Annotated in this window: 24 protein-coding genes; 17 read left to right on the forward strand and 7 right to left on the reverse strand. The window is 60.3% G+C overall.

What is annotated here, in order from left to right; all coding sequences use genetic code 11:
- Positions 1-206 precede the first annotated feature (206 nt).
- The 8 genes from rplM (at position 207) to HX824_RS08515 (ending at position 6,015) form a co-directional block, all read left to right on the forward strand.
- Positions 207-635: a 50S ribosomal protein L13 gene (gene rplM / locus HX824_RS08480; protein ID WP_003216032.1), complete on the forward strand. Its 429-nt coding sequence runs from the start codon at positions 207-209 to the stop codon at positions 633-635.
- 14 nt (positions 636-649) lie between these two features.
- Positions 650-1,042, forward strand: coding sequence for a 30S ribosomal protein S9 (gene rpsI / locus HX824_RS08485; protein ID WP_003216038.1), 393 nt, complete (start codon positions 650-652; stop codon positions 1,040-1,042).
- A gap of 266 nt (positions 1,043-1,308) precedes the next feature.
- Positions 1,309-1,905 carry a ubiquinol-cytochrome c reductase iron-sulfur subunit gene (gene petA / locus HX824_RS08490; RefSeq protein ID WP_003216040.1) on the forward strand — a complete coding sequence of 199 codons (597 nt, stop codon included), beginning with the start codon at positions 1,309-1,311 and terminating at the stop codon, positions 1,903-1,905.
- Positions 1,905-3,116: a cytochrome bc complex cytochrome b subunit gene (locus HX824_RS08495; protein ID WP_003216042.1), complete on the forward strand. Its 1,212-nt coding sequence runs from the start codon at positions 1,905-1,907 to the stop codon at positions 3,114-3,116. The genes petA and HX824_RS08495 overlap by 1 nt, the downstream gene beginning before the upstream one ends.
- Complete coding sequence (locus HX824_RS08500; protein WP_003216044.1) at positions 3,116-3,895, forward strand: cytochrome c1; 780 nt, start codon at positions 3,116-3,118, stop codon at positions 3,893-3,895. Before HX824_RS08495 ends, HX824_RS08500 begins: the two co-directional genes overlap by 1 nt.
- 145 nt (positions 3,896-4,040) lie before the next feature.
- A complete protein-coding gene (locus HX824_RS08505) occupies positions 4,041-4,658 on the forward strand; it encodes a glutathione S-transferase N-terminal domain-containing protein (protein ID WP_003216049.1) in 618 nt (205 codons plus the stop codon).
- Positions 4,659-4,675: 17 nt separating this feature from the next.
- A complete protein-coding gene (locus HX824_RS08510; protein WP_003216051.1) occupies positions 4,676-5,095 on the forward strand; it encodes a ClpXP protease specificity-enhancing factor in 420 nt (139 codons plus the stop codon).
- 170 nt (positions 5,096-5,265) lie between these two features.
- Complete coding sequence (locus tag HX824_RS08515) at positions 5,266-6,015, forward strand: FadR/GntR family transcriptional regulator (RefSeq protein ID WP_008437251.1); 750 nt, start codon at positions 5,266-5,268, stop codon at positions 6,013-6,015.
- 201 nt (positions 6,016-6,216) lie between these two features.
- Here HX824_RS08515 and HX824_RS08520 read toward each other — a convergent pair whose 3' ends face one another.
- Positions 6,217-7,371 (reverse strand): hypothetical protein, encoded by a 1,155-nt coding sequence (locus tag HX824_RS08520; protein WP_003216055.1) that lies wholly within the window; start codon positions 7,369-7,371, stop codon positions 6,217-6,219.
- A gap of 224 nt (positions 7,372-7,595) precedes the next feature.
- Here HX824_RS08520 and kdgD point away from each other — a divergent pair, with 224 nt between their 5' ends.
- From kdgD to HX824_RS08545, 5 genes are all read left to right on the forward strand, one after another.
- Positions 7,596-8,507, forward strand: coding sequence for a 5-dehydro-4-deoxyglucarate dehydratase (gene kdgD / locus HX824_RS08525; RefSeq protein ID WP_003216058.1), 912 nt, complete (start codon positions 7,596-7,598; stop codon positions 8,505-8,507).
- A gap of 54 nt (positions 8,508-8,561) precedes the next feature.
- Entirely contained in the window at positions 8,562-10,007 is a 1,446-nt protein-coding gene (locus HX824_RS08530; RefSeq protein ID WP_003216060.1) for an aldehyde dehydrogenase family protein, read from the forward strand.
- A gap of 87 nt (positions 10,008-10,094) precedes the next feature.
- Entirely contained in the window at positions 10,095-11,459 is a 1,365-nt protein-coding gene (locus tag HX824_RS08535) for an MFS transporter (RefSeq protein ID WP_003216062.1), read from the forward strand.
- A gap of 13 nt (positions 11,460-11,472) precedes the next feature.
- Positions 11,473-13,026 carry a galactarate dehydratase gene (gene garD, locus HX824_RS08540; RefSeq protein ID WP_088422717.1) on the forward strand — a complete coding sequence of 518 codons (1,554 nt, stop codon included), beginning with the start codon at positions 11,473-11,475 and terminating at the stop codon, positions 13,024-13,026.
- Positions 13,027-13,201: 175 nt separating this feature from the next.
- Complete coding sequence (locus HX824_RS08545) at positions 13,202-14,143, forward strand: AEC family transporter (protein WP_003216066.1); 942 nt, start codon at positions 13,202-13,204, stop codon at positions 14,141-14,143.
- On the opposite strand, the gene HX824_RS08550 is transcribed toward HX824_RS08545, so the two are convergent.
- From HX824_RS08550 to gatC, 6 genes are all read right to left on the reverse strand, one after another.
- Positions 14,140-14,520, reverse strand: coding sequence for a carboxymuconolactone decarboxylase family protein (locus tag HX824_RS08550; protein WP_003216068.1), 381 nt, complete (start codon positions 14,518-14,520; stop codon positions 14,140-14,142). The two genes, HX824_RS08545 and HX824_RS08550, sit on opposite strands and share 4 nt — an antisense overlap.
- Positions 14,517-15,563, reverse strand: coding sequence for a calcium/sodium antiporter (locus HX824_RS08555; protein ID WP_256346956.1), 1,047 nt, complete (start codon positions 15,561-15,563; stop codon positions 14,517-14,519). The genes HX824_RS08550 and HX824_RS08555 overlap by 4 nt, the downstream gene beginning before the upstream one ends.
- A 59-nt stretch (positions 15,564-15,622) precedes the next feature.
- The gene (locus tag HX824_RS08560) at positions 15,623-15,994 is read right to left on the reverse strand and encodes a septal ring lytic transglycosylase RlpA family protein (RefSeq protein ID WP_003216071.1); all 372 of its coding nucleotides are present in this window, start codon (positions 15,992-15,994) and stop codon (positions 15,623-15,625) included.
- Between the two features lie 193 nt (positions 15,995-16,187).
- On the reverse strand, positions 16,188-17,633 hold the full coding sequence (gene gatB, locus HX824_RS08565; protein WP_003216073.1) for an Asp-tRNA(Asn)/Glu-tRNA(Gln) amidotransferase subunit GatB: 1,446 nt from the start codon (positions 17,631-17,633) through the stop codon (positions 16,188-16,190).
- 10 nt (positions 17,634-17,643) lie between these two features.
- Positions 17,644-19,095, reverse strand: coding sequence for an Asp-tRNA(Asn)/Glu-tRNA(Gln) amidotransferase subunit GatA (gatA, locus tag HX824_RS08570; protein ID WP_003216075.1), 1,452 nt, complete (start codon positions 19,093-19,095; stop codon positions 17,644-17,646).
- 16 nt (positions 19,096-19,111) lie between these two features.
- Entirely contained in the window at positions 19,112-19,399 is a 288-nt protein-coding gene (gene gatC / locus HX824_RS08575) for an Asp-tRNA(Asn)/Glu-tRNA(Gln) amidotransferase subunit GatC (RefSeq protein WP_003216077.1), read from the reverse strand.
- Positions 19,400-19,609: 210 nt separating this feature from the next.
- On the opposite strand from gatC, the gene mreB reads away from it, so the two are divergent.
- The 4 genes from mreB (at position 19,610) to HX824_RS08595 (ending at position 23,032) form a co-directional block, all read left to right on the forward strand.
- Positions 19,610-20,647: a rod shape-determining protein MreB gene (gene mreB / locus HX824_RS08580; RefSeq protein WP_002555108.1), complete on the forward strand. Its 1,038-nt coding sequence runs from the start codon at positions 19,610-19,612 to the stop codon at positions 20,645-20,647.
- 140 nt (positions 20,648-20,787) lie between these two features.
- The gene (gene mreC, locus HX824_RS08585; protein WP_080673268.1) at positions 20,788-21,897 is read left to right on the forward strand and encodes a rod shape-determining protein MreC; all 1,110 of its coding nucleotides are present in this window, start codon (positions 20,788-20,790) and stop codon (positions 21,895-21,897) included.
- Positions 21,897-22,385, forward strand: coding sequence for a rod shape-determining protein MreD (gene mreD / locus HX824_RS08590; protein ID WP_003216081.1), 489 nt, complete (start codon positions 21,897-21,899; stop codon positions 22,383-22,385). Before mreC ends, mreD begins: the two co-directional genes overlap by 1 nt.
- A 50-nt stretch (positions 22,386-22,435) precedes the next feature.
- Positions 22,436-23,032: a nucleoside triphosphate pyrophosphatase gene (locus HX824_RS08595; protein WP_003216083.1), complete on the forward strand. Its 597-nt coding sequence runs from the start codon at positions 22,436-22,438 to the stop codon at positions 23,030-23,032.
- Positions 23,033-23,087: the final 55 nt, after the last annotated feature.

Raw genomic sequence — 23,087 nt, forward strand, 5'->3', positions numbered from 1 at the left:
ATTTTTTTGGCAATCTGCATAATTGCCCACCTCTTTCTGCAGTGGAAGTGATGCGCCGCCTGCCGAAGAATCTTGCCGTTGAACGGACGCGCCGACCCGAGCCCCCGATAGCGTCTGTATCCGGCTGCCTTTGACTTGTCAAAGTACGCACTATTCAGTAAGATCCGCCGTCTAATTTACAGGGCGGCCCCTGAGGCTATTAAAGAATGACAACTTTTACTGCAAAACCAGAAACAGTTCAGCGCGACTGGTTTGTCGTCGACGCCGCTGGTCAGACCCTGGGTCGTCTGGCCACTGAAGTCGCCAGCCGTCTGCGTGGCAAGCACAAGCCTGAGTACACCCCTCACGTTGATACCGGTGACTACATTGTCATCATCAACGCCGAGCAGGTACGTGTTACCGGCAACAAAGCGCAAGACAAAATGTACTACCGTCACTCCGGTTTCCCAGGCGGTATCAAGTCTTCGAACTTCGAAGGCCTGATCTCCAAAAAGCCTGAAGCCCCGATTGAAATCGCGGTCAAAGGTATGCTGCCGAAGGGCCCACTGGGTCGCGACATGTATCGCAAGCTGAAAGTCTATGCGGGCGCTGCTCACCCTCATGCTGCTCAGCAGCCCCAAGAACTGAAGTTTTAACGGAATAGTTCATTATGTCGGCGACTCAAAATTACGGCACTGGCCGTCGCAAAACCGCTACCGCTCGCGTTTTCCTGCGTCCGGGTACTGGTAACATCTCGATCAACAACCGCACTCTGGAAAATTTCTTCGGTCGCGAAACTGCCCGCATGGTAGTTCGTCAGCCGCTGGAATTGACCGAGACCGTTGAAAAGTTCGACATCTACGTCACCGTTATCGGTGGCGGTGTAAGTGGTCAAGCTGGCGCAATCCGCCACGGTATCACTCGCGCTCTGATGCAGTACGACGAAACCCTGCGTGGCGCTCTGCGCAAAGCTGGCTTCGTGACTCGCGATGCTCGTGAAGTTGAACGTAAGAAAGTTGGTCTGCGTAAAGCGCGTAAGCGTCCGCAGTACTCGAAGCGTTAATTCGCTTTTACGTTCCAGAAAACGCCCAGCCTCCTCACGGAGCTGGGCGTTTTTTATTGCCTGCTATTTATGTAAAAAAATCTGTGTGACAACTTGCCACATCCGTAGAGCCCCTATACTCAAAGGCTTGGAGCCAGTGCCGGGGGTAATTACCTTGTCAGACGTGGGGCTTTTCATTACCATTCGGCAAAATTTTTATAAGTTCAGATTTAACACTTAGTAGACGCCTGATTTAACAGGCCACAAAGCTGATGGGAGAGGACTGAATGAGCAATGACGGCGTGAATGCAGGCCGGCGTCGCTTCTTGGTAGCAGCCACATCCGTGGTGGGTGCTGCAGGAGCGGTGGGGGCTGCGGTCCCGTTCGTGGGGTCATGGTTTCCCAGTGCCAAGGCGAAAGCCGCAGGTGCACCGGTGAAGGTGAATGTCAGCAAGATCGATCCAGGCCAGCAAATGATTGCTGAATGGCGCGGTCAGCCAGTGTTCATCGTTCGTCGTACCGAGGAAATCCTGGGAAATCTGAAGAAGATCGAGGGCCAGCTGTCCGACCCCGACTCGAAGAATTCCGACCAACCCGCTTACGTCGATAAGGAAATTCGCTCGATCAAGCCGGAAATTCTGCTGCTGATCGGTATCTGCACCCACTTGGGTTGCTCTCCCACCTTCCGCCCGGAAGTGGCGCCCGCGGACCTGGGCAAGGACTGGGTCGGGGGCTATTTCTGCCCGTGCCACGGTTCTCACTACGACCTCGCTGGCCGCGTCTACAAGTCACAACCTGCACCACTGAACCTGCCAGTTCCGCCACATCACTACGAGACTGACAGTGTCATTGTCATTGGCGTCGACGAGGGGGAGAAAGCCTGATGAGCAAGTTCATGGATTGGGTGGATGCGCGCTTCCCCGCGACCAAGATGTGGGAAGACCACCTCAGCAAGTATTACGCACCGAAGAATTTCAACTTCTTCTATTTCTTTGGCTCCCTGGCACTTCTGGTACTGGTCAATCAGATCGTTACCGGTGTCTGGCTGACGATGAGCTACACCCCGTCGGCCGAAGAAGCCTTCGCCTCTGTCGAATACATCATGCGCGACGTCGAGTACGGCTCGATCCTGCGTCTGCTGCACTCCACCGGCGCCTCGGCGTTCTTCATCGTCGTCTACATGCACATGTTCCGTGGCCTGCTCTACGGCTCGTACCAGAAACCCCGCGAGCTGGTATGGGTGTTCGGCATGCTGATCTACCTGGCGCTGATGGCCGAGGCCTTCATGGGCTACCTGCTGCCGTGGGGCCAGATGTCCTATTGGGGCGCCCAGGTGATTATCTCGCTGTTCGGTGCGATCCCGGTCATCGGCAACGACCTGACCCAGTGGATTCGCGGTGACTACCTGATCTCCGGGATCACCCTGAACCGCTTCTTCGCCTTGCACGTGGTGGCCTTGCCGATCGTGATCCTGGGCCTGGTAGTGCTGCACATCCTGGCGTTGCACGAAGTGGGTTCGAACAACCCCGACGGCGTGGATATCAAGAAGCACAAGGACGAAAACGGCGTACCGCTGGACGGCATTCCGTTCCACCCGTACTACACCGTGAAAGATATCGTCGGTGTGGTGGTGTTCCTGTTCATCTTCTGCTCGATCGTGTTCTTTTTCCCGGAGATGGGCGGTTATTTCCTCGAGAAACCGAACTTCGAACAGGCGAACGCCTTCAAGACCCCGGAACACATTGCCCCGGTCTGGTACTTCACTCCGTTCTACGCGATCTTGCGGGCGATTCCCGACAAACTCATGGGCGTTATCGCCATGGGCGCAGCGATTGCAGTGCTGTTCGTGCTGCCGTGGCTCGACCGTAGCCCGGTCAAGTCCATGCGCTACAAGGGCTGGCTGAGCAAGATCTGGCTGTGGGTGTTCTGCATTGCGTTCGTGATCCTGGGTGTACTGGGCGTACTGGCGCCGACCCCGGAGCGTACGTTGCTGTCGCAGGTCTGCACCTTCCTGTACTTCGCCTACTTCATTCTGATGCCGTTCTATACCCGGCTCGAGAAGACCAAACCGGTACCGGAAAGGGTGACTGGCTGATGAAAAAATTATTCGTTGCATTCATTCTTGCGGCCCTGCCGCTGCTGTCTTTCGCCGCTGAACACGGCCCAGAACTGGAAAAAGTCGACATCGACGTGTCGGACAAAGCCGCAATGCAGGACGGGCTGCGTACGTTCACCAACTACTGCATGGGCTGCCACAGCGCCAAGTTCCAGCGTTACGAGCGAGTGGCCGACGACCTGGGCATTCCCCATGACGTGATGCTGAGCCACTCGGTGTTCACCGGGGCGAAGATCGGCGACCACATGACCATCGGCATGCAACCGGCCGACGCCAAGACCTGGTTCGGGGCTGCACCGCCCGACCTGACCCTGGTGGCCCGTGTGCGTGGCACCGATTGGCTCTATGGCTACCTGAAATCCTTCTATGAAGACCCGACGCGTCCCTACGGCGTGAACAACAAAGTGTTCCCGAACGTCGGTATGCCTAACGTTCTGGTCGGCCTGCAAGGTCGCCAAGTGGTAGGATGCAAGCAAGTACAAATCGTCGAAGACGGCAAGAAGCAGTATGATCCGCTCACCGGTACGCCTTTGACTCATGAAGCGTGCGATCAGCTGACCATAGTGCCGAAGACCGGCACGCTGAACGAAGAGCAGTTCGACGAGAAGGTCAAGAATCTGGTGACCTTCCTGGCCTACTCGGCCAACCCAGTGAAGCTGCAGCATCAGCGCATTGGTACCTATGTGTTGCTGTACCTGGCCTTCTTCTTCGTGTTCGCCTATCTGCTGAAACGCGAATACTGGAAGGATGTGCATTGATCCAACCGTAAGTAATTGCTGTTAATCTTGCGCGCCCAGCGGCATCTCTGAAGGTAAGTCTGGTTTATCCAGGCGTCACGGAGATGCTCACTGGGCGCGCTCGTTTTTGAGCTTCCGATAATTTCAACAAGCGAGGAGGACCGCCATGGGCGTGACCAATCGGTTGGCCTGTTACTCCGACCCCGCCGACCACTATTCCCACCGAGTACGCATCGTGCTCGCAGAGAAGGGTGTCAGCGCAGAGATCATCAGTGTGGAGGTGGGACGTCACCCGCCGAAACTGATCGAAGTGAACCCTTACGGCAGCTTGCCCACCCTGGTCGATCGTGACCTGGCGTTGTGGGAGTCAACCGTGGTGATGGAATACCTGGATGAGCGTTATCCCCATCCACCGTTGCTGCCGGTGTATCCGGTGGCGCGTGCCAACAGCCGCCTGCTGATCCATCGGATCCAGCGTGACTGGTGTGGCCTGGTGGACCTGATTCTGGATTCACGCAGCAAGGAAGCGGCCCGGGTTCAGGCGCGCAAGGAATTGCGCGAGAGCCTGACCGGTGTTTCGCCGTTGTTTGCCGACAAACCTTTTTTCCTCAGCGAGGAACAAAGTCTGGTGGATTGCTGCCTATTACCCATACTCTGGCGCTTGCCGATTTTGGGCATAGAACTGCCGCGGCCTGCCAAGCCGCTGCTTGACTACATGGAGCGCCAGTTTGCGCGTGAGGCTTTCCAGGCGAGTCTGTCTGGTGTCGAACGCGATATGCGCTAAGGCTTAAGGAGCCGTTGATGAACTCCAGTCGACCTTACCTGGTCCGCGCGCTCTATGAGTGGATAGTGGACAACGATTGCACCCCGCACATGCTGGTCAATTCCGAGTTTCCCGCGGTTCAGGTACCGCAAGGTTTTGCCAGTGACGGACAAATCGTCCTGAACGTTTCACCCAGTGCCGTGCGACACCTGCACATGGACAATGAAGCGGTCAGCTTTGAAGGGCGTTTCGGCGGTGTGCCGCATACGCTGTTCGTGCCCATCGGTGCCATCCTCGGGATCTACGCCCGGGAAAATGGCCAGGGCATGGTGTTTGATCTGGAGTCTTCCCTTGAGGATGACGAAGCGATCGAGCTCGAAGGCGAAGATGATGTGCCGCCGCCGGATTCCGAGCCACCGCGTCCAAGCGGTCGGCCGAGTCTGAAAGTGGTGAAGTAACAAGGCGCGGGCCCTCGGGCCAGCGTTGAAAATGCCTCGGCGATGCCGGGGCATTTTTTTGCCTGGCGAAAACCCCGGCGCTTATAGATGAAAGTCATGACAGGACGGTGATCGTACAACCGCCATGGGCTATCATGCGTGCTTCAGATCGCCGAGATAGATGATTCATCATGGAAAACTCCAGCGCCGCCCCTCGTCTTCCCCGCAAGCGCCGCAGCCTTGCCCAGGAATTGGTCACGGTGTTGTCCGAGCAGATCCGCGACGGCCAACTCAAACGTGGCGACAAACTGCCCACCGAGTCGGCGATCATGGACGCCCATGGGGTCAGCCGCACCGTGGTGCGTGAAGCCATCTCGCGATTGCAGGCCGCCGGGCAGGTAGAAACCCGCCATGGCATCGGCACTTTTGTACTGGATACGCCGAGCCCCAGCGGTTTCCGGATTGATCCGGCCACTGTCGTCACCCTGCGTGATGTGCTGGCCATCCTTGAACTGCGGATCAGCCTGGAAGTGGAGTCTGCCGGGCTCGCCGCCCAGCGTCGTAGCGACGAGCAATTGGCCGGCATGCGTGCTGCCCTCGATGCCCTTAACGAAAGTGCGGCCCACGCCGGTGATGCGGTGGCGTCGGACTTCCAGTTCCACCTGCAGATTGCCCTGTCCACCGGCAACCGCTACTTCACCGACATCATGACCCACCTGGGCACCAGCATCATTCCACGCACGCGGCTGAACTCGGCACGCCTGGCCCATGATGACCAGCAGCACTACATGAGCCGCCTGAGCCGCGAACACGAAGAGATCTACGAGGCGATCGCGCGCCAGGACTCGGATGCGGCGCGGGCGGCCATGCGGTTGCACCTGACCAACAGCCGTGAGCGGCTGCGCCATGCCCATGAAGAGGCGGAAGCGCAGCGCGGTTGATTCCAGGCTGGACGTAAGCGTGTGGCTTGAAAGCTCATTGTGGCGAGGGAGCTTGCTCCCGTTGGGCCGCGCAGCGGCCCCAAATCCATTGCCCCGAGTTCTGTCTGAAAGAACCTCGTGTTCTTGCCGGGGCTGCTTCGCAGCCCAACGGGAGCAAGCTCCCTCGCCACAGGTTAGTGCGCGAGGCTTAACTCACGTCTTTCAGGCCGGCTGATTCGGCTTGTAGTCCTTGAGCAGCAGATACGTGCTCCAACCCCACCAGTCATTGGTCCACTGCTTGTCGTTCAGGTTGTTGACGTCCTTGCGTCGCAGCACCTTGTCGCCTTCAGCCTTGAACAGCGGTGAGAAGTTGTTCGCCGGGTTCTGCGCGGCGTTCAGGTCCGGCACATACAGCGGTGCCTTGAAGTTGGCCGGGGAGGGCGCCATGCCGCTGATAAACGTTTCGAAGATCTCATCGGCCGAGGCCTGCACGGCGCGTTTGACCATGGCGCGGTTGGCCGCATCGTTGCTGTCGAAATAGCGTTTATCACCGTAGGCATGCCACTGCTCGCCCAGGGCGTTGCGCACATTGAGCCCGAACTTGCTGTCTTCATCGTGCATGAAGCGGCTGATCAGCGAGCCCAGTTCACCCGGTGTCACCACCGCCGCCAGTTGCTTGCGCGGTACCCGCAGGTGCCCGGCGGAAAATAGATCGGTCAAAAAGTGATCAGCAAAGCTGTTCATGGCATAGGCCAGTTCCAGCGCCTGGTCGGTGCCGGTCTGATGCGCCACGACGGCTTGTTGCAAGGCTGCCGTATGCCCCGCCAGATAGGCCGCCAAAGCCCATTCGCCAAAGTGGTCGGCATTGTCTGCCGCCAGTTTCAGGTAGCGCCCCAGTGGAATCAGCGCCGAGACGGCACTGCCGCCGCCGGTGATGCGGTTCCATTCCTCGGACAAGGTGTCACCCAGCGCGTCATAGGCTTCATGGGGTTGCTTGCCATCCTTGATCGCCTGGTTGACCGCATTGATCTCCTTTTGCATCACCGCGAGGATCTTGCCCGCTTCTTCCCGTGATGCTGGCAATACCGCCAGCGAGTTGAATGCATCGGTAAAGCGCTGCACACGATCAGCGGGCGATGTGCCTTCGTTGATGGGGCGCCCGGGGATGCCATAGAAATCACCGCCCAGGGCGATGATCTGGCCGTAGCTCAGGGCCAGGCCATTGGGCAGGTGCAATTCGACCTGCCGGGCGGGAATCGGCGGGGCGTCCTTGACGAAACGCAACAGGGTGTCGTCGCCGATGGCGGTGTGTTCGCCGCCTTCAAAACGCAGGGTTGGCGGGGTTTTCACAGGTGTGGCGAGTTCAAGATCTGACATGTTAGCTCCTTGCTATGTCGTAGGAATCTTCCGTAATAACTGTACGTATGTACAGTTATTCCGAGCATAGAGGAAAAACTTCCTACGTCAAGAAAGCAGCAATCGAGAAGGGCGGCGATGAATTGCAGTTGACGAATATTTTTATAGTTGTACGATGACGTACGACATCAAGATAACCATCCGTAATCTCACAACAGAAAGTCTTCGCCCAGGGTGTTCGAATAATGAATCCACAAGAACTGAAGTCCATCCTCTCTCACGGTCTGCTGTCTTTCCCGGTGACCGATTTCAATGCCCAGGGTGATTTCCACCAGGCGGGCTACATCAAGCGTCTGGAATGGCTGGCCCCTTATGGCGCTACCGCCTTGTTCGCCGCTGGCGGCACCGGTGAGTTTTTCTCCCTGGCGGCCAGCGAATATTCGCAAGTGGTGAAAACCGCCGTTGATACCTGCGCCACCAGCGTGCCGATTCTTGCCGGTGTCGGCGGTGCCACCCGCCAGGCCATCGAGTACGCCCAGGAAGCCGAGCGTCTTGGCGCCAAAGGCTTGCTGCTGCTGCCGCACTACCTGACCGAAGCCAGCCAGGATGGGGTTGCCGCCCACGTTGAAGCGGTGTGCAAGTCGGTCAAGATCGGTGTAGTGGTCTACAACCGCAACGTCTGCCGCCTGACCGCGCCGCTGCTGGAACGCCTGGCCGAGCGCTGCCCGAACCTGATCGGTTACAAGGACGGCCTGGGTGACATTGAATTGATGGTGTCGATCCGTCGTCGCCTCGGTGACCGTTTCAGCTACCTGGGCGGCTTGCCGACTGCAGAGGTTTACGCCGCTGCCTACAAGGCCCTGGGCGTGCCGGTGTACTCCTCGGCGGTGTTCAACTTCATTCCAAAAACCGCGATGGATTTCTATCACGCCATTGCCCGGGAAGATCACGCCACCGTCGGCAAGATCATCGACGACTTCTTCCTGCCGTACCTCGACATCCGTAACCGCAAGGCCGGTTACGCGGTGAGCATCGTCAAGGCCGGGGCGAAAATCGTCGGCTACGACGCAGGCCCCGTGCGTACCCCGCTGACCGATCTGCTGCCGGAAGAATACGAAGCCCTGGCCGCGTTGATCGACAAGCAAGGCGCGCAATAACCCATCACCAAGGCCGCTGAGTAATCAGCGGCTTTTTGCGTCAGGAGAGAATTCGTGTCCCAAGCCAAGCGTTTTGAAAACTACATCGGTGGCCAGTGGGTTGCCGGCGCCGACTACTCGGCCAACATCAATCCGTCGGAGTTGTCTGATGTCATTGGCGAATACGCCAAGGCTGACCTCGCCCAAGTCCACGCGGCCATCGACGCTGCGCGCGCTGCTTTTCCGGCGTGGTCCACTTCCGGGATCCAGGCGCGTCATGATTCGCTGGATAAAGTCGGCACCGAAATCCTCGCCCGTCGCGAAGAACTCGGCACCCTGCTGGCCCGGGAAGAGGGCAAGACCCTGCCGGAAGCCATCGGCGAAGTGACCCGCGCCGGTAACATCTTCAAATTCTTCGCCGGTGAATGCCTGCGCCTGTCCGGCGACTACCTGCCGTCGGTGCGTCCGGGCGTCAACGTTGAAGTGACCCGTGAGGCGTTGGGCGTGGTTGGCCTGATCACGCCGTGGAACTTCCCGATTGCCATCCCGGCCTGGAAGATCGCCCCGGCCCTGGCCTACGGCAACTGCGTGGTGCTCAAACCGGCTGAACTGGTACCGGGCTGCGCCTGGGCCCTGGCCGAAATCATCTCCCGCGCCGGCTTCCCTGCCGGTGTGTTCAACCTGGTGATGGGCAGCGGCCGTGTGGTCGGCGATGCCATGGTCAACAGCCCGAAAGTCGACGGCATCAGCTTCACCGGCTCGGTGGGCGTGGGTCGTCAGATCGCCGTCAGCTGCGTGTCGCGCCAGGCCAAGGTGCAGTTGGAAATGGGCGGCAAGAACCCGCAGATCATTCTCGACGACGCCGACCTCAAGCAAGCCGTCGAGCTGTCGGTGCAGAGCGCGTTTTACTCCACCGGCCAACGTTGCACCGCGTCCAGCCGCTTTATCGTCACCGCCGGGATTCACGACCAGTTCGTCGCGGCCATGGCCGAGCGGATGAAGTCGATCAAGGTCGGCCACGCCCTGAAAACCGGCACCGACATCGGCCCGGTGGTTTCCCAGGCCCAGCTGGACCAGGACTTGAAGTACATCGACATCGGCCAGAGCGAAGGCGCCCGGCTGGTCAGCGGCGGTGAGCTGGTGACCTGCGACACCGAAGGCTACTTCCTCGCGCCGACGCTGTTTGCCGACAGCGAAGCCGCGATGCGCATCAGCCGTGAAGAGATCTTCGGGCCGGTGGCCAACGTGGTGCGCGTGGCGGATTACGAGGCGGCGCTGGCGATGGCCAACGACACCGAGTTCGGCCTCTCGGCCGGTATCGCCACCACCTCGCTGAAATACGCCAACCACTTCAAGCGTCATTCCCAGGCCGGGATGGTGATGGTCAATCTGCCGACTGCCGGTGTGGATTACCACGTTCCATTCGGCGGCCGTAAGGGTTCATCCTACGGTTCGCGTGAGCAGGGTCGCTATGCGCAAGAGTTCTACACCGTGGTGAAAACCAGCTACATCGGTTCGTAACGGCTGCACCCTGTGGCGGGTCCGTGCCCGCCACAGGCTTACAATTTGATTACCCGCAAAAAAAATAATTAGTGGGAGTACATCTTCATGCAAGCGACCAAGCCGACCCATGTCCGCTATTTGATCCTGCTCATGCTGTTCCTGGTGACCACGATCAACTACGCCGACCGGGCCACCATCGCCATTGCCGGCTCCAGCCTGCAAAAAGACCTCGGCATCGACGCGGTCACCCTTGGCTATATCTTCTCCGCATTCGGTTGGGCCTACGTGGCCGGGCAAATTCCCGGCGGCTGGCTGCTGGACCGCTTCGGTTCGAAAAAAGTCTACGCCCTGAGTATCTTCACCTGGTCACTGTTCACCGTGCTGCAAGGCTATGTCGGTGAGTTCGGTGTTTCCACGGCCATCGTTGCGCTGTTCATGTTGCGCTTCCTGGTGGGCCTGGCTGAAGCGCCATCCTTCCCCGGAAATGCGCGCATCGTGGCGGCATGGTTTCCTACGGCTGAGCGGGGTACGGCCTCGGCGATCTTCAACTCGGCGCAGTACTTTGCGACTGTGTTGTTCGCGCCGTTGATGGGCTGGATCGTCTACACCTTCGGCTGGCAGCACGTGTTTATCGTGATGGGCGGCATCGGCATTCTGTTCTCGTTGATCTGGCTGAAACTTATCCACAGCCCGCGCCAACACCCGATGATCAACGACGCCGAACTGCAGCACATCGCCCAGAACGGCGGCATGGTCGATATGGATCAGGACAAGGGCAAAGGCAAGAAAGTCGACGGGCCGAAGTGGGATTACATTCGTCAATTGCTGACCAATCGCATGATGCTCGGCGTGTATCTGGGCCAGTACTGCATCAACGGCATCACCTACTTCTTCCTGACCTGGTTCCCGGTGTACCTGGTCCAGGAGCGCGGCATGACGATCCTCAAGGCCGGCTTTATTGCTTCCCTGCCTGCGGTCTGTGGTTTTATCGGTGGCGTGTTGGGCGGGATCATTTCCGACTATCTGCTGCGCAAAGGCCATTCGCTGACGTTCGCCCGCAAGGCGCCGATCATTGGTGGATTGCTGATTTCCTGCAGTATCGTGGCCTGCAACTACGTAGACATCGAATGGATGGTGGTGGGCTTCATGGCCCTGGCCTTCTTCGGTAAAGGCGTTGGCGCACTGGGTTGGGCGGTAGTCTCCGACACCTCGCCAAAGCAAATCGCCGGTTTGAGCGGTGGTCTGTTCAACATGTTCGGCAACATCGCGTCGATCACCACCCCGATTGTGATCGGCTACATCATCAGCACCACCGGCTCGTTCAAGTGGGCCCTGGTGTTCGTTGGCGCCAACGCGCTGGTCGCTGTGTTCAGTTACGTGGTGATCGTTGGCCCGATCAAGCGTGTAGTGCTCAAGGAGCCGCCGGCCAAAGGCCCCGAGCTGACTAAACTTTCCCAAGCGCATTCCTGAAGGGGCCCGCGTCATGCAGTTGATTGAACATGCCGATTCGCCACGCTCCATCCGTTTGCACGCACTGGATAACGTGGTGATTGTGGTCAACGACCAGGGCGTACCGGCGGGGACCGAGTTTCCCGACGGCCTGGTGACGGTGGATTTCATTCCCCAAAGCCACAAAGTGACTCTGGAAGACATCCCCGAAGGCGGCCGCATCATTCGCTACGGCCAGACCATCGGTTATGCCCTGCGCCCGATTCCCCGCGGCAGTTGGGTGCAGGAAGATCAACTGCGCATGCCCACGGCGCCGCCGCTGGACAGCTTGCCGCTGTCCACTGAAGTGCCCGAGGCCCAGGCGCCGCTGGAAGGCTTTACCTTCGAGGGTTATCGCAATGCCGACGGCACCGTGGGCACGCGCAATATCCTCGGGATTACCACCACGGTTCAGTGCGTCACGGGCGTGCTGGACCATGCGGTGAAGCGCATCAAGGACGAGTTGCTGCCCAAGTACCCGAACGTCGATGACGTGGTGGCGCTGACCCACAGCTACGGCTGCGGCGTGGCGATCACGGCCACCGACGCCTACATCCCGATCCGCACCGTGCGTAACCTGGCGCGCAATCCGAACCTGGGCGGTGAAGCCCTGGTGATCAGCCTGGGTTGCGAGAAGTTGCAGGCCGGGCAGGTGATGCATGAAAACGACAGCTCGGTAGACCTGAGCGAGCCATGGCTGTATCGGTTGCAGGACTCCAGCCACGGCTTTACCGAAATGATCGAACAGATCATGGAACTGGCCGAAACCCGCCTGAAGAAACTCGACCTGCGCCGGCGGGAAACCGTACCGGCGTCGGAGTTGATCCTCGGTATGCAGTGTGGCGGCAGTGATGCGTTCTCGGGGATTACCGCGAACCCGGCGCTGGGTTATGCCTCGGATTTGCTGCTGCGGGCGGGCGCGACGGTGATGTTTTCCGAAGTGACCGAAGTGCGCGATGCGATCTACCTGCTGACTTCCCGTGCCGAGAACCAGGACGTGGCCCGGGAACTGGTGCGGGAAATGGACTGGTACGACCGCTACCTGGCCAAGGGCGAGGCGGATCGCAGCGCCAACACTACGCCGGGGAACAAGAAGGGTGGGTTGTCGAATATTGTCGAGAAGTCGTTGGGTTCCATCGTCAAGTCGGGCAGTAGTGCGATCAATGGCGTGCTTGGCCCGGGCGAGCGGTTCAATCGCAAGGGCCTGATCTTTTGCGCCACGCCGGCGAGTGATTTTGTGTGCGGCACGTTGCAGTTGGCGGCGGGGATGAATTTGCATGTGTTCACCACCGGGCGTGGCACGCCCTATGGGCTGGCGATGGCGCCGGTGGTGAAGGTCTCGACCCGGACGGAGCTGGCGCAGCGTTGGCCTGACCTGATTGACATCGACGCCGGGCGGATCGCCACCGGCCGGGCGACGATTGAGGAGCTGGGTTGGGAGTTGTTCCACTTCTACCTGGATGTGGCCAGCGGCAAGAAGCAGACATGGGCGGAGCAGCACAAGCTGCATAACGACATTACGTTGTTCAATCCCGCGCCGATTACTTAAGACCGAGTCGCCTGCTTCGCGAGCAAGCCCGCTCCCACATTTGACTGCATTCCAAAGGTAGAACTCGGTCAAATGTGGGAGCGGGCTTGCTCGCGAAAGCGGTAGTCCAGACGAAGCTGGCCATGCTGGCTTATCATTAGCCACCTACCGACGCCCACCCAAGGTTCTCCCCGGCATGCTGGCAATCTTCCTACAAACCCTGAACATCACCGCGCCGGTGTTTGCCATGCTGTTCCTGGGCGTACTGCTCAAGCGCATCAACTGGATCAACGACAACTTTATCCACATCGCTTCGGCCCTGGTGTTCAACGTCACCATGCCGGCGTTGCTGTTCCTCGGGATTCTCCATGCCGACCTGCATTCAGCCCTCAAGCCCGGCCTGCTGATCTACTTCGCCGTCGCTACGCTGCTGAGCTTCGCCCTGGCCTGGGGCTGGGCGATCTTTCGATGCCCGCGGGAAGATCGCGGCATCTACGCCCAAGGCGCGTTTCGCGGTAACAACGGGGTGATCGGCCTGGCCCTGGCCGCCAGTATGTACGGCGACTACGGGATTTCCCTTGGCGCGGTGCTCGCGGCGCTGGTGATCCTGTTCTACAACACCCTGTCGACCATTGTGCTGGCGGTGTACAGCCCGGTGATCAAGTCCGACCCGTGGAGCATTTTCAAAAGCGTGCTGGCCAACCCGTTGATCATCAGCGTGATCGCGGCGGCGCCCTTCGCGTACTTCCAGATTGGCTTGCCTGGCTGGCTGGAATCCTCCGGGCAGTACCTGGCGGACATGACGTTGCCATTGGCGTTGATCTGTATCGGTGGCACGTTGTCGTTGGCGGCGCTGCGCAAAAGCGGCGACATGGCCCTGAGCGCCAGCCTGATGAAGATGGTCTGGCTGCCGGTGATCGCGACCCTGGGGGCGTGGCTGCTGGGGTTCCGTGGGCCGGAGTTGGGGATTCTGTTCCTGTACTTCGGCGCGCCCACGGCGGCGGCCAGTTTTGTCATGGCGCGGGCGGCGGAGGGCAATCATGAACTGGCGGCCGCGATTATCGTGATCACCACCCTGATGGCGGCGGTGACCACGAATATCGGGATTTTCGTGTTGCAGGCGGGTGGCTGGATCTAGGCGTCTTTCTGGTAGCTGTCGATCACTTCCTGCGCGGCGCGGAAGGCGTCAATCGCCGCCGGCACACCGGCATACACCGCACAATGCAGCAGCGCCTCGCGAATCTCCTCCACGGTGCAACCGTTGTTCAGCGCGCCGCGCACGTGGCCCTTGAGCTCTTGCGGGCACTTCAGCGCGGTGAGCGCGGCGAGGGTGATCAGGCTGCGGGTTTTCAGCGGCAACCCTTCGCGATTCCACACGCTGCCCCAGGCATGCTCGTTGACGAAATCCTGCAGCGGCTGGCTGAACTCCGTGGCATTGCCCAGCGCCCGATCGACAAACACATCACCCATCACCTGGCGGCGCATTTCAACGCCGGGCTTTTTCTGTTCGGTCATTGCGATTCCCTCTTGTGTTGGCGGCGCCAGGCTTGCAGCGAGGTGAACAACAGGAAAGCCACCAGCGCTGGCAGGACGTAATACAGCATCAGTTGTTCAAGCTTGTTGGCCAGCGGCATGCCGAAGGTGAACGACACCACGTGCAGCCCGTACACCAGGTACAGGCCCAGGAATACCAGGCCTTCGGCCCGGGTGACGCGGTAGCCCGAATAAAACACCGGCAGGCACAGGGCGACCACGCCGAGCATTACCGGCAGGTCGAAATCCAGGGCATTGGGCGACACCGACAACGGCGAGGGCGCCACCAGGGCGGTAAAGCCCAGCACCCCAAGCAGGTTGAACAGGTTGCTGCCGATCACGTTGCCCACGGCAATTTCCCGCTGGCCGCGCAGGGCGGCGATCAGCGAGGTGGCCAGGCAGGGCAGGGAAGTGCCGACGCCAATCAGCGTCAGGCCGATGATGCGTTCCGACAGGCCCAGGTCAGAGGCCACGTCCACCGCCGCGCCCAGCAGCAGGTGCCCGGCCAGTACGAGGATCAACAGTCCACCGAGCATCAGCAGCACGCTGCTCAGCCACGGCGCCTGCACCACAGTGTCCCGGGTGCGCGGGCGGCGGGAGTGGCGGGTCTGGTAGAGCAGCACGCCGAGGTAGGCCACCAGGGCCACCAGCAGTAACAGGCCATCGATCGGCGTGAGTTCTTCATTGGCGGCTAGCACAAACACCAGCAGGCTGGCGATGATCATCATCGGGATATCCAGGCGTACCAGTTGCCGGGAGACCCGCAGCGGAATGATCAGGGCTGCCAGGCCAAGGGTCACGAGGGTGTTGAAGATGCTGCTGCCGATCACACTGCCCACGGCGATGTCGGTGCTGTCCGCCAGGGTCGCTTGCAAGCTGATCGCCATCTGCGGCGCGCTGCTGCCGAAGGCGACGATGCTCAGGCCGATGATCAGCGGGCGCACCTTGAGGCTGGCCGCCAGGCGCACGGCGGCGCGTACTAATACTTCTGCGCCGAAGATCAACAGCAGCAGGCCGCTGATCAGTTCGATCAGGCTAAAGGGCGAGAGGGCGGTTAATGCGGAAATGGCCTGGGCTCCGTCGGTCAGTTGCTGAGGGCTTGCACGCGAACGCGCGCGGTGCCGCTGCCGATCATGCCGATCTGTTCGGCGGCCTTGCGTGAAAGGTCGATCAGGCGCCCACGGGTATGCGGGCCGCGATCATTGATGCGGACAACGACGCTTTTGTTGTTGTCGAGATTGGTGACCTTCACCTGCGTGCCGAAGGGCAGGCGACGATGGGCGGCGGTCAGGGCATTCTGGTTGAACGGTTCACCGCTGGCAGTGCGGTTGCCGTGGTGTTTGGCGCCGTAGTAGGACGCGGAGCCGGTTTCGTCATAGCCGTTGGGGTCGATGAGGCCGCTGGCGCAGCCGGCGAGCAGAGAGAACAGGGCCAACAGGCCGAGTAGACGCTTCATTTTCAAGGTTTCCCCCTTACAGATGTGGGAGCGGGCTTGGGTGGGAGCGGGCTTGCTCGCGAATGCAGTGTGTCAGGCAACGAATAGGCTGACTGATCCACCGCTTTCGCGAGCAAGCCCGCTCCCACACAAGCCCGCTCCCACAAGGGGTCAGAGTTGGACGTGAGGTCCTGCTCCGACCATTTCACCGCGTTTAGCCTTCGAGTTTGCTTTTCAGCAGTTCGTTGACCTGTTGCGGGTTGGCCTTGCCTTTGGAGGCTTTCATCGCCTGGCCGACAAAGAAGCCGAACATCTTGCCCCGCTTGGCTTCATCCGCCGCACGGTATTGTTCAACCTGCTCGGCATTGGCTGCCAGCATCTCGTCGAGCACGGCCGAAATCGCGCCGCTGTCGGTGACTTGCTTCAGGCCGCGCTTTTCGATGATCTCGTCAGCGTTGCCTTCGCCGGCGGCCATGGCTTCAAACACGGTCTTGGCGATTTTGCCGGAGATGGTGTTGTCCTTGATCCGCAGCAACATGCCGCCCAACTGTTCTGCCGACACCGGTGCTTCGTCGATTTCCAGGCCCTGTTTGTTCAACAGGCTGCCCAGCTCAACCATCACCCAGTTGGCCGCCAGTTTGGCGTCGCCAGCAATGCTCACGACTTTTTCGAAGTAGTTGGCTTGCTCGCGGCTCGACGCCAGCACGCTTGCGTCATACACCGAAAGCCCGAACTGCGCCTGGAAACGCTCGCGTTTCTGCGGTGGCAGTTCCGGCAGCGTGGCGCGCACGTCAGCCAGGAACGAGTCCTCGATGACCACCGGCAACAGGTCCGGATCGGGGAAGTAACGGTAGTCGTTGGCTTCCTCCTTGCTGCGCATGGCGCGGGTTTCGTCTTTGTTCGGGTCGTACAGGCGGGTCTGCTGGATCACCTTGCCGCCGTCTTCGATCAGCTCGATCTGGCGACGTACTTCGGTGTTGATCGCCTTCTCGATGAAACGGAACGAGTTGACGTTCTTGATCTCGCAGCGGGTGCCGTACTCGGCCTGGCCTTTTGGCCGCACCGACACGTTGCAGTCGCAACGCAGGGAGCCTTCGGCCATGTTGCCGTCGCAGATCCCGAGGTAACGCACCAGCGCGTGGATCGTCTTGACGTAGGCCACGGCTTCCTTGGCGCTGCGCATGTCCGGCTCGGAAACGATCTCCAGCAGCGGGGTGCCGGCGCGGTTCAGGTCGATGCCGGTGGCGCCGTTGAATTCTTCATGCAGGCTCTTGCCGGCATCTTCTTCCAGGTGCGCACGGGTCACGCCGACACGTTTGATGGTGCCGTCTTCCAGCGGGATGTCCAGGTAGCCCTTGCCGACGATCGGCAATTCCATCTGGCTGATCTGGTAGCCCTTGGGCAGGTCCGGGTAGAAGTAGTTCTTGCGGGCGAACACGTTGTGCTGGCCGATCTCGGCATCGATGGCGAGGCCGAACATCACCGCCATGCGCACCGCTTCCTGGTTCAGCACCGGCAGCACGCCGGGCATGCCCAGGTCTACCAGGCTGGCCTGGGTGTTGGGTTCTGCGCCGAACGTGGTGGCGCTACCGGAGAAAATCTTCGATTGGGTGGCGAGCTGGGTATGAATCTCCAGCCCGATCACGACTTCCCATTGCATAGTGTTCTCCTCAGAAGCCGGTAGGGGTGCGAGTGTGCCAGTCAGTGTTCAACTGGTACTGGTGCGCCACATTGAGCAGGCGGCCTTCCTGGAAATACGGGGCGAGCAGTTGCACGCCCACCGGCAAGCCATCGACGAAACCTGCAGGCATGGACAAGCCCGGCAGACCGGCGAGGTTGGCGGTGATGGTGTACAGGTCTTCCAGGTACTCGGCGATCGGGTCGCCGGTCTTGGCGCCGATCTTCCAGGCCGGGTTCGGCGTGGTTGGGCCGAGGATCACGTCGACTTCATTAAAGGCAGCCATGAAGTCGTTCTTGATCAGGCGACGGATCTTTTGCGCCTTGAGGTAGTACGCGTCGTAGTAGCCGGCCGACAGGGCGTAGGCACCGACCATGATCCGGCGTTGTACTTCCGCGCCGAAACCTTCGCCACGGGAGCGCTTGTACAGGTCGGTGAGGTCTTTCGGGTTTTCGCAGCGGTAGCCGAAGCGCACGCCGTCGAACCGCGACAGGTTGGAGGACGCTTCTGCCGGCGCGATCACGTAGTAGGCCGGAATCGCGTGCTGGTTGTTCGGCAGGCTGATTTCCTTGATCACGGCGCCGAGCTTTTCCAGCTCCTTGACGCTGTTGTGCACCAGTTCGGCGATGCGCGGGTCGAGGCCGGCGCTGAAATACTCTTTCGGCACGCCGATGCGCAGGCCTTTGATCGAGGTATTCAGGCTGGCGCTGTAGTCCGGCACGGGTTCATCAATGCTGGTGGAGTCCTGCGGATCGAAGCCTGCCATGCCTTGTAACAAAATTGCGCAGTCTTCAGCGGTGCGTGCCAGGGGGCCGCCCTGGTCGAGACTGGAGGCGTAGGCAATCATGCCCCAGCGGGAAACGCGACCGTAGGTCGGTTTCAGACCGGTGAGGTTGGTGAAAGCGGCCGGTTGGCGGATCGAGCCGCCAGTGTCGGTGGCCGTGGCGGCAGGTAACAGACGAGCGGCAACCGCGGCCGCCGAACCACCGGACGAACCACCGGGCACGTGCTCGAGGTTCCACGGGTTTTTCACCGCGCCGTAGTGGCTCGACTCGTTGGCCGAGCCCATGGCGAATTCGTCCATGTTGGTCTTGCCCAGGGTCACGGCCCCGGCAGCGGCCAGCTTGGCGACCACAGTGGCGTCGTAGGGCGCCTTGAAATTGTCGAGCATCTTCGAGCCGCAACTGGTGCGAATGCCCTGGGTGCAGAACAGGTCCTTGTGGGCAATCGGCGCACCCAACAGGGCGCCGTTCTCACCGTTGGCGCGACGTACGTCGGCGGCCTTGGCCTGGCTCAGGGCCAGCTCTTCGGTGATGCTGATGAAGCTGTTGACCTTAGGGTCCAGCTCGGCGATACGCGCCAGCAGGGTCGTGGTCAGCTCTTCGGAAGAAAACTTTTTGTCGGCGAGACCGCGGGCGATCTCGGCCAGAGTCAATTGATGCATTGCAGGCTCTTTCCCTTTAGTCGATGACTTTCGGAACCAGGTACAGGCCGTTTTCGACCGCTGGCGCGATGGACTGGTAAGCCTCGCGATTATTGCGCTCGGTCACGACGTCGGCGCGCAGGCGCTGGCTGGCTTCCAGCGGGTGAGCCAGGGGCTCGATGCCGTCGGTATTCACGGCTTGCATTTGGTCGACCAGCCCGAGAATGCTGTTCAGGGCTGCGGTGGTCTGTGGAAGATCGGCTTCATTGAGGCCCAGGCAGGCCAAATGAGCGATTTTTTCCACGTCGGAGCGTTCAAGCGCCATGGGATTCTCCAGTGGAAAACAGAACGGAAGCTATCCGTGTGTTAGATTGTAGGAACACTACCGCATTTCTACGGTCATATGGCCGCGATTGTGGGGGTTGGTGCACAGAAAGTCGGCCAATTTAGCACATTGGCGCCTTGCCCAAAATCCCTGTCGTTGTTAGAGTTTGCCGCACTTTTTTACCCACGCGTTGCCTAGGGTCCCTTTCCCATGTTCAAGAAACTGCGTGGCATGTTTTCCAGCGATCTTTCCATCGACCTGGGCACTGCCAACACCCTTATTTACGTGCGCGAGCGCGGTATCGTCCTGAATGAGCCATCGGTTGTGGCCATTCGGACCCATGGTAATCAGAAAAGTGTCGTTGCCGTTGGCACCGAGGCCAAGCGCATGTTGGGCCGAACACCGGGCAACATTGCTGCCATTCGTCCGATGAAGGATGGCGTGATTGCTGACTTCAGTGTCTGCGAAAAGATGCTGCAGTACTTCATCAACAAGGTTCACGAAAACAGTTTCCTGCAGCCCAGCCCTCGTGTGCTGATCTGCGTTCCGTGCAAGTCCACCCAGGTGGAACGTCGTGCCATCCGTGAATCGGCCCTTGGCGCCGGTGCCCGTGAAGTGTTCCTGATTGAAGAGCCAATGGCCGCTGCGATCGGTGCCGGCCTGCCGGTTGAAGAAGCGCGCGGTTCGATGGTGGTGGATATCGGTGGTGGTACCACTGAAATCGCCCTGATCTCCCTCAATGGTGTGGTGTATGCCGAATCCGTACGGGTTGGCGGCGACCGCTTCGACGAAGCGATCATCACCTACGTGCGTCGCAACTACGGCAGCCTGATCGGCGAATCCACCGCCGAGCGCATCAAGCAGGAAATCGGTACCGCTTACCCGGGCGGCGAAGTTCGCGAAGTCGATGTTCGCGGTCGCAACCTGGCCGAAGGCGTCCCACGTGCCTTCACCCTGAACTCCAATGAAGTGCTGGAAGCTCTGCAAGAGTCCCTGGCCACCATCGTTCAGGCGGTGAAGAGCGCCCTGGAGCAATCGCCTCCGGAACTGGCTTCCGATATCGCCGAGCGTGGCCTGGTACTGACCGGTGGTGGCGCCTTGCTGCGCGACCTCGACAAGTTGCTGGCCCAGGAAACCGGTTTGCCAGTGATCGTCGCTGAAGACCCGTTGACCTGCGTCGCCCGCGGCGGTGGCCGTGCACTGGAAATGATGGATAAACACACCATGGACCTGCTCTCCAGCGAATAAGAATTTGCTGGTTTGCCCATGTTTCGCTCACAGGCAGCACTTTGCAGTGCTGCCTGTTGGCGTTTATCTTCTTCAATCTGCATCCGGGCCGGTTTGATGCCGTATGAATAAAGAAAACATTTGCCTGGGAGGAGCGGCTTATTAAACCGCTTTTTTCCAAAGGCCCCTCATTGGGCGTGCGCCTGTTGGTGCTGGTCGTGCTATCGGTTGCGCTGATGGTGGTCGATGCCCGCTTCACACTGCTCAAGCCGGTGCGTAGCCAGATGTCGCTGGTCCTGATGCAGACGTACTGGATCACTGACCTGCCGCAGCGTCTCTATCAGGGTGTCGCCAGTCAATTTGGCAGCCGCACCGAACTGGTGGCCGAGAACGAAAAACTCAAGACCGAAAACCTGCTGCTGCAGGGGCGCATGCAAAAGCTGGCGGCCCTCACCGAGCAGAACGTTCGGCTGCGCGAGTTGCTCAATTCCTCTGCGCTGGTCAATGAGAAGGTCGAAGTGGCCGAGTTGATCGGTATGGATCCGAACCCCTTCACCCATCGCATCATCATCAACAAGGGTGAGCGCGACGGCGTAGTCCTTGGCCAACCGGTGCTCGATGCCCGTGGCCTGATGGGCCAGGTGGTGGAGTTGATGCCTTATACCTCCCGCGTCCTGTTGCTGACCGACACCACTCACAGCATCCCGGTGCAAGTCAACCGCAACGGCCTGCGGGCGATTGCCAGCGGTACCGGTAACCCGGAACGCCTGGAGTTGCGTCACGTCGCAGACACCGCCGACATCAAGGAAGGCGACCTGCTGGTCAGCTCCGGCCTGGGTCAGCGGTTCCCGGCAGGCTACCCGGTCGCGACGGTCAAGGAAGTGATCCACGATTCCGGCCAGCCGTTCGCCATTGTGCGCGCCGTGCCGACCGCCGCATTGAACCGCAGCCGTTACCTGTTGCTGGTGTTCAGTGACAACCGCACCCCGGAAGAGCGTGCCAACGAAGCCGCCCAGGCCCAGGAAGCGGAAGACAAGCAAAACGGCACCGCGCCGATCATTCCGGCCACCGTGCCAAAACCGGCTGCACCTGCTGCCCCGGCAGCCGCTCCGGCAACGCCAGCCGCGCCGGTTGCGACACCGGTCAAGCCTGTGGCCCATAGCGCGCGTCCGGCCAAGCCTGCGGCTGCAACACCTGCCGCTGCCAAACCGCCCGCCGCCGCCAAACCACCGGCTGCGGCCCCGGCAACCACTCGGCAGAGGGAAGAATAATGGCCGGTACTCATTCGCGTAACGGCTGGATCGTCTGGCTGACCTTTGCCATCGGCTTGCTGCTCAGCGTTTCGCCGCTGCCGCAATTCATGGAGATCCTGCGCCCGCTGTGGCTCGCCTTGCTGCTGGCGTTCTGGGCCCTGGCGCTGCCGCACAAGGTCGGGATGGTCACGGCCATGTGCCTGGGGCTGATGGAGGATGTGCTCTACGGCACCCTGCTCGGGCAGAACGCGTTGATCCTGACCCTGATTACCTTCCTGGTGCTGTCATTGCAGCAGCGCCTGCGGATGTTCCCGATGTGGCAACAGTGCCTGGTGATCCTGGTGATCTTCGGCCTGGCGCAGTTGGTACAGCTGTGGCTCAGCGCCTTGACCGGCAACCGCCAACCGACCCTGGCGCTGGTGTTGCCCGCGCTGGTCAGCGCGCTGTTGTGGCCCTGGGTCAGTTTTGGCCTGCGTGGATTGCGTCGTCGCTATAAAATCAATTGAATGGATCGCGAGGCTCTGCCTGGTTATCAAACCCTACAGGGAGAGTCTGCATGAATTCGCTTTATCTGGCCTCGGGCTCCCCGAGACGGCGTGAGCTGCTGACACAGATCGGCGTGCCGTTCACCGTCGTCAGCGCCGCCATTGATGAAACTCCCCTTACAAATGAATCGCCCGCGTCCTACGTAGAACGCCTGGCGCGCGGCAAGGCTGCGGCCGGTCGAGCGACCTTGGCCGATGCCACCGGCGCCTGTGTGCTGGGCGCGGACACAGCCGTGATCCTCGACGGCCGGATCCTCGGTAAACCCGTGGATCAAGCCGATGCCCTGGCCATGTTGCTGGCCCTTTCCGAGCGTGAACACGAAGTTTTGACGGCCATTGCCCTGATTGACGGCCAGCGTTGCGAAACGCAGCTGGTCAGCAGTCGTGTGCGCTTTCGCAGGATTTCAGCGGACGAAGCCACCACTTATTGGCACAGCGGCGAGCCCCAGGACAAAGCGGGCGGCTATGCTATCCAAGGCTTGGCGGCGGTGTTCGTCGCCGGACTCAATGGCAGCTACTCTGCCGTCGTTGGCCTGCCGGTCTGCGAAACCGCAGAACTGCTGGGCCAATTCGGCATACCCTGTTGGCAAAACCTTACCGTGCGCTAAACGCCGTATTCCAGCGCCAAGCCTTAAGCGATCGGTCACTATTGTGAAAACGCCT

The sequence above is a fragment of the Pseudomonas sp. D4002 genome, from assembly GCF_013385665.1.
In the GTDB taxonomy this organism is placed as follows: Bacteria; Pseudomonadota; Gammaproteobacteria; order Pseudomonadales; family Pseudomonadaceae; genus Aquipseudomonas.

Excerpts from the sequence above, each read along its gene's own strand:
- rplM (WP_003216032.1), top strand. The coding sequence starts at position 207 with ATGACAACTTTTACTGCAAAACCAGAAACAGTTCAGCGCGACTGGTTT.
- rpsI (WP_003216038.1), top strand. The coding sequence starts at position 650 with ATGTCGGCGACTCAAAATTACGGCACTGGCCGTCGCAAAACCGCTACC.
- petA (WP_003216040.1), top strand. The coding sequence starts at position 1,309 with ATGAGCAATGACGGCGTGAATGCAGGCCGGCGTCGCTTCTTGGTAGCA.
- HX824_RS08495 (WP_003216042.1), top strand. The coding sequence starts at position 1,905 with ATGAGCAAGTTCATGGATTGGGTGGATGCGCGCTTCCCCGCGACCAAG.
- HX824_RS08500 (WP_003216044.1), top strand. The coding sequence starts at position 3,116 with ATGAAAAAATTATTCGTTGCATTCATTCTTGCGGCCCTGCCGCTGCTG.
- HX824_RS08505 (WP_003216049.1), top strand. The coding sequence starts at position 4,041 with ATGGGCGTGACCAATCGGTTGGCCTGTTACTCCGACCCCGCCGACCAC.
- HX824_RS08510 (WP_003216051.1), top strand. The coding sequence starts at position 4,676 with ATGAACTCCAGTCGACCTTACCTGGTCCGCGCGCTCTATGAGTGGATA.
- HX824_RS08515 (WP_008437251.1), top strand. The coding sequence starts at position 5,266 with ATGGAAAACTCCAGCGCCGCCCCTCGTCTTCCCCGCAAGCGCCGCAGC.
- HX824_RS08520 (WP_003216055.1), bottom strand. The coding sequence starts at position 7,371 with ATGTCAGATCTTGAACTCGCCACACCTGTGAAAACCCCGCCAACCCTG.
- kdgD (WP_003216058.1), top strand. The coding sequence starts at position 7,596 with ATGAATCCACAAGAACTGAAGTCCATCCTCTCTCACGGTCTGCTGTCT.
- HX824_RS08535 (WP_003216062.1), top strand. The coding sequence starts at position 10,095 with ATGCAAGCGACCAAGCCGACCCATGTCCGCTATTTGATCCTGCTCATG.
- garD (WP_088422717.1), top strand. The coding sequence starts at position 11,473 with ATGCAGTTGATTGAACATGCCGATTCGCCACGCTCCATCCGTTTGCAC.
- HX824_RS08545 (WP_003216066.1), top strand. The coding sequence starts at position 13,202 with ATGCTGGCAATCTTCCTACAAACCCTGAACATCACCGCGCCGGTGTTT.
- HX824_RS08550 (WP_003216068.1), bottom strand. The coding sequence starts at position 14,520 with ATGACCGAACAGAAAAAGCCCGGCGTTGAAATGCGCCGCCAGGTGATG.
- HX824_RS08560 (WP_003216071.1), bottom strand. The coding sequence starts at position 15,994 with ATGAAGCGTCTACTCGGCCTGTTGGCCCTGTTCTCTCTGCTCGCCGGC.
- gatB (WP_003216073.1), bottom strand. The coding sequence starts at position 17,633 with ATGCAATGGGAAGTCGTGATCGGGCTGGAGATTCATACCCAGCTCGCC.
- gatA (WP_003216075.1), bottom strand. The coding sequence starts at position 19,095 with ATGCATCAATTGACTCTGGCCGAGATCGCCCGCGGTCTCGCCGACAAA.
- gatC (WP_003216077.1), bottom strand. The coding sequence starts at position 19,399 with ATGGCGCTTGAACGCTCCGACGTGGAAAAAATCGCTCATTTGGCCTGC.
- mreB (WP_002555108.1), top strand. The coding sequence starts at position 19,610 with ATGTTCAAGAAACTGCGTGGCATGTTTTCCAGCGATCTTTCCATCGAC.
- mreD (WP_003216081.1), top strand. The coding sequence starts at position 21,897 with ATGGCCGGTACTCATTCGCGTAACGGCTGGATCGTCTGGCTGACCTTT.
- HX824_RS08595 (WP_003216083.1), top strand. The coding sequence starts at position 22,436 with ATGAATTCGCTTTATCTGGCCTCGGGCTCCCCGAGACGGCGTGAGCTG.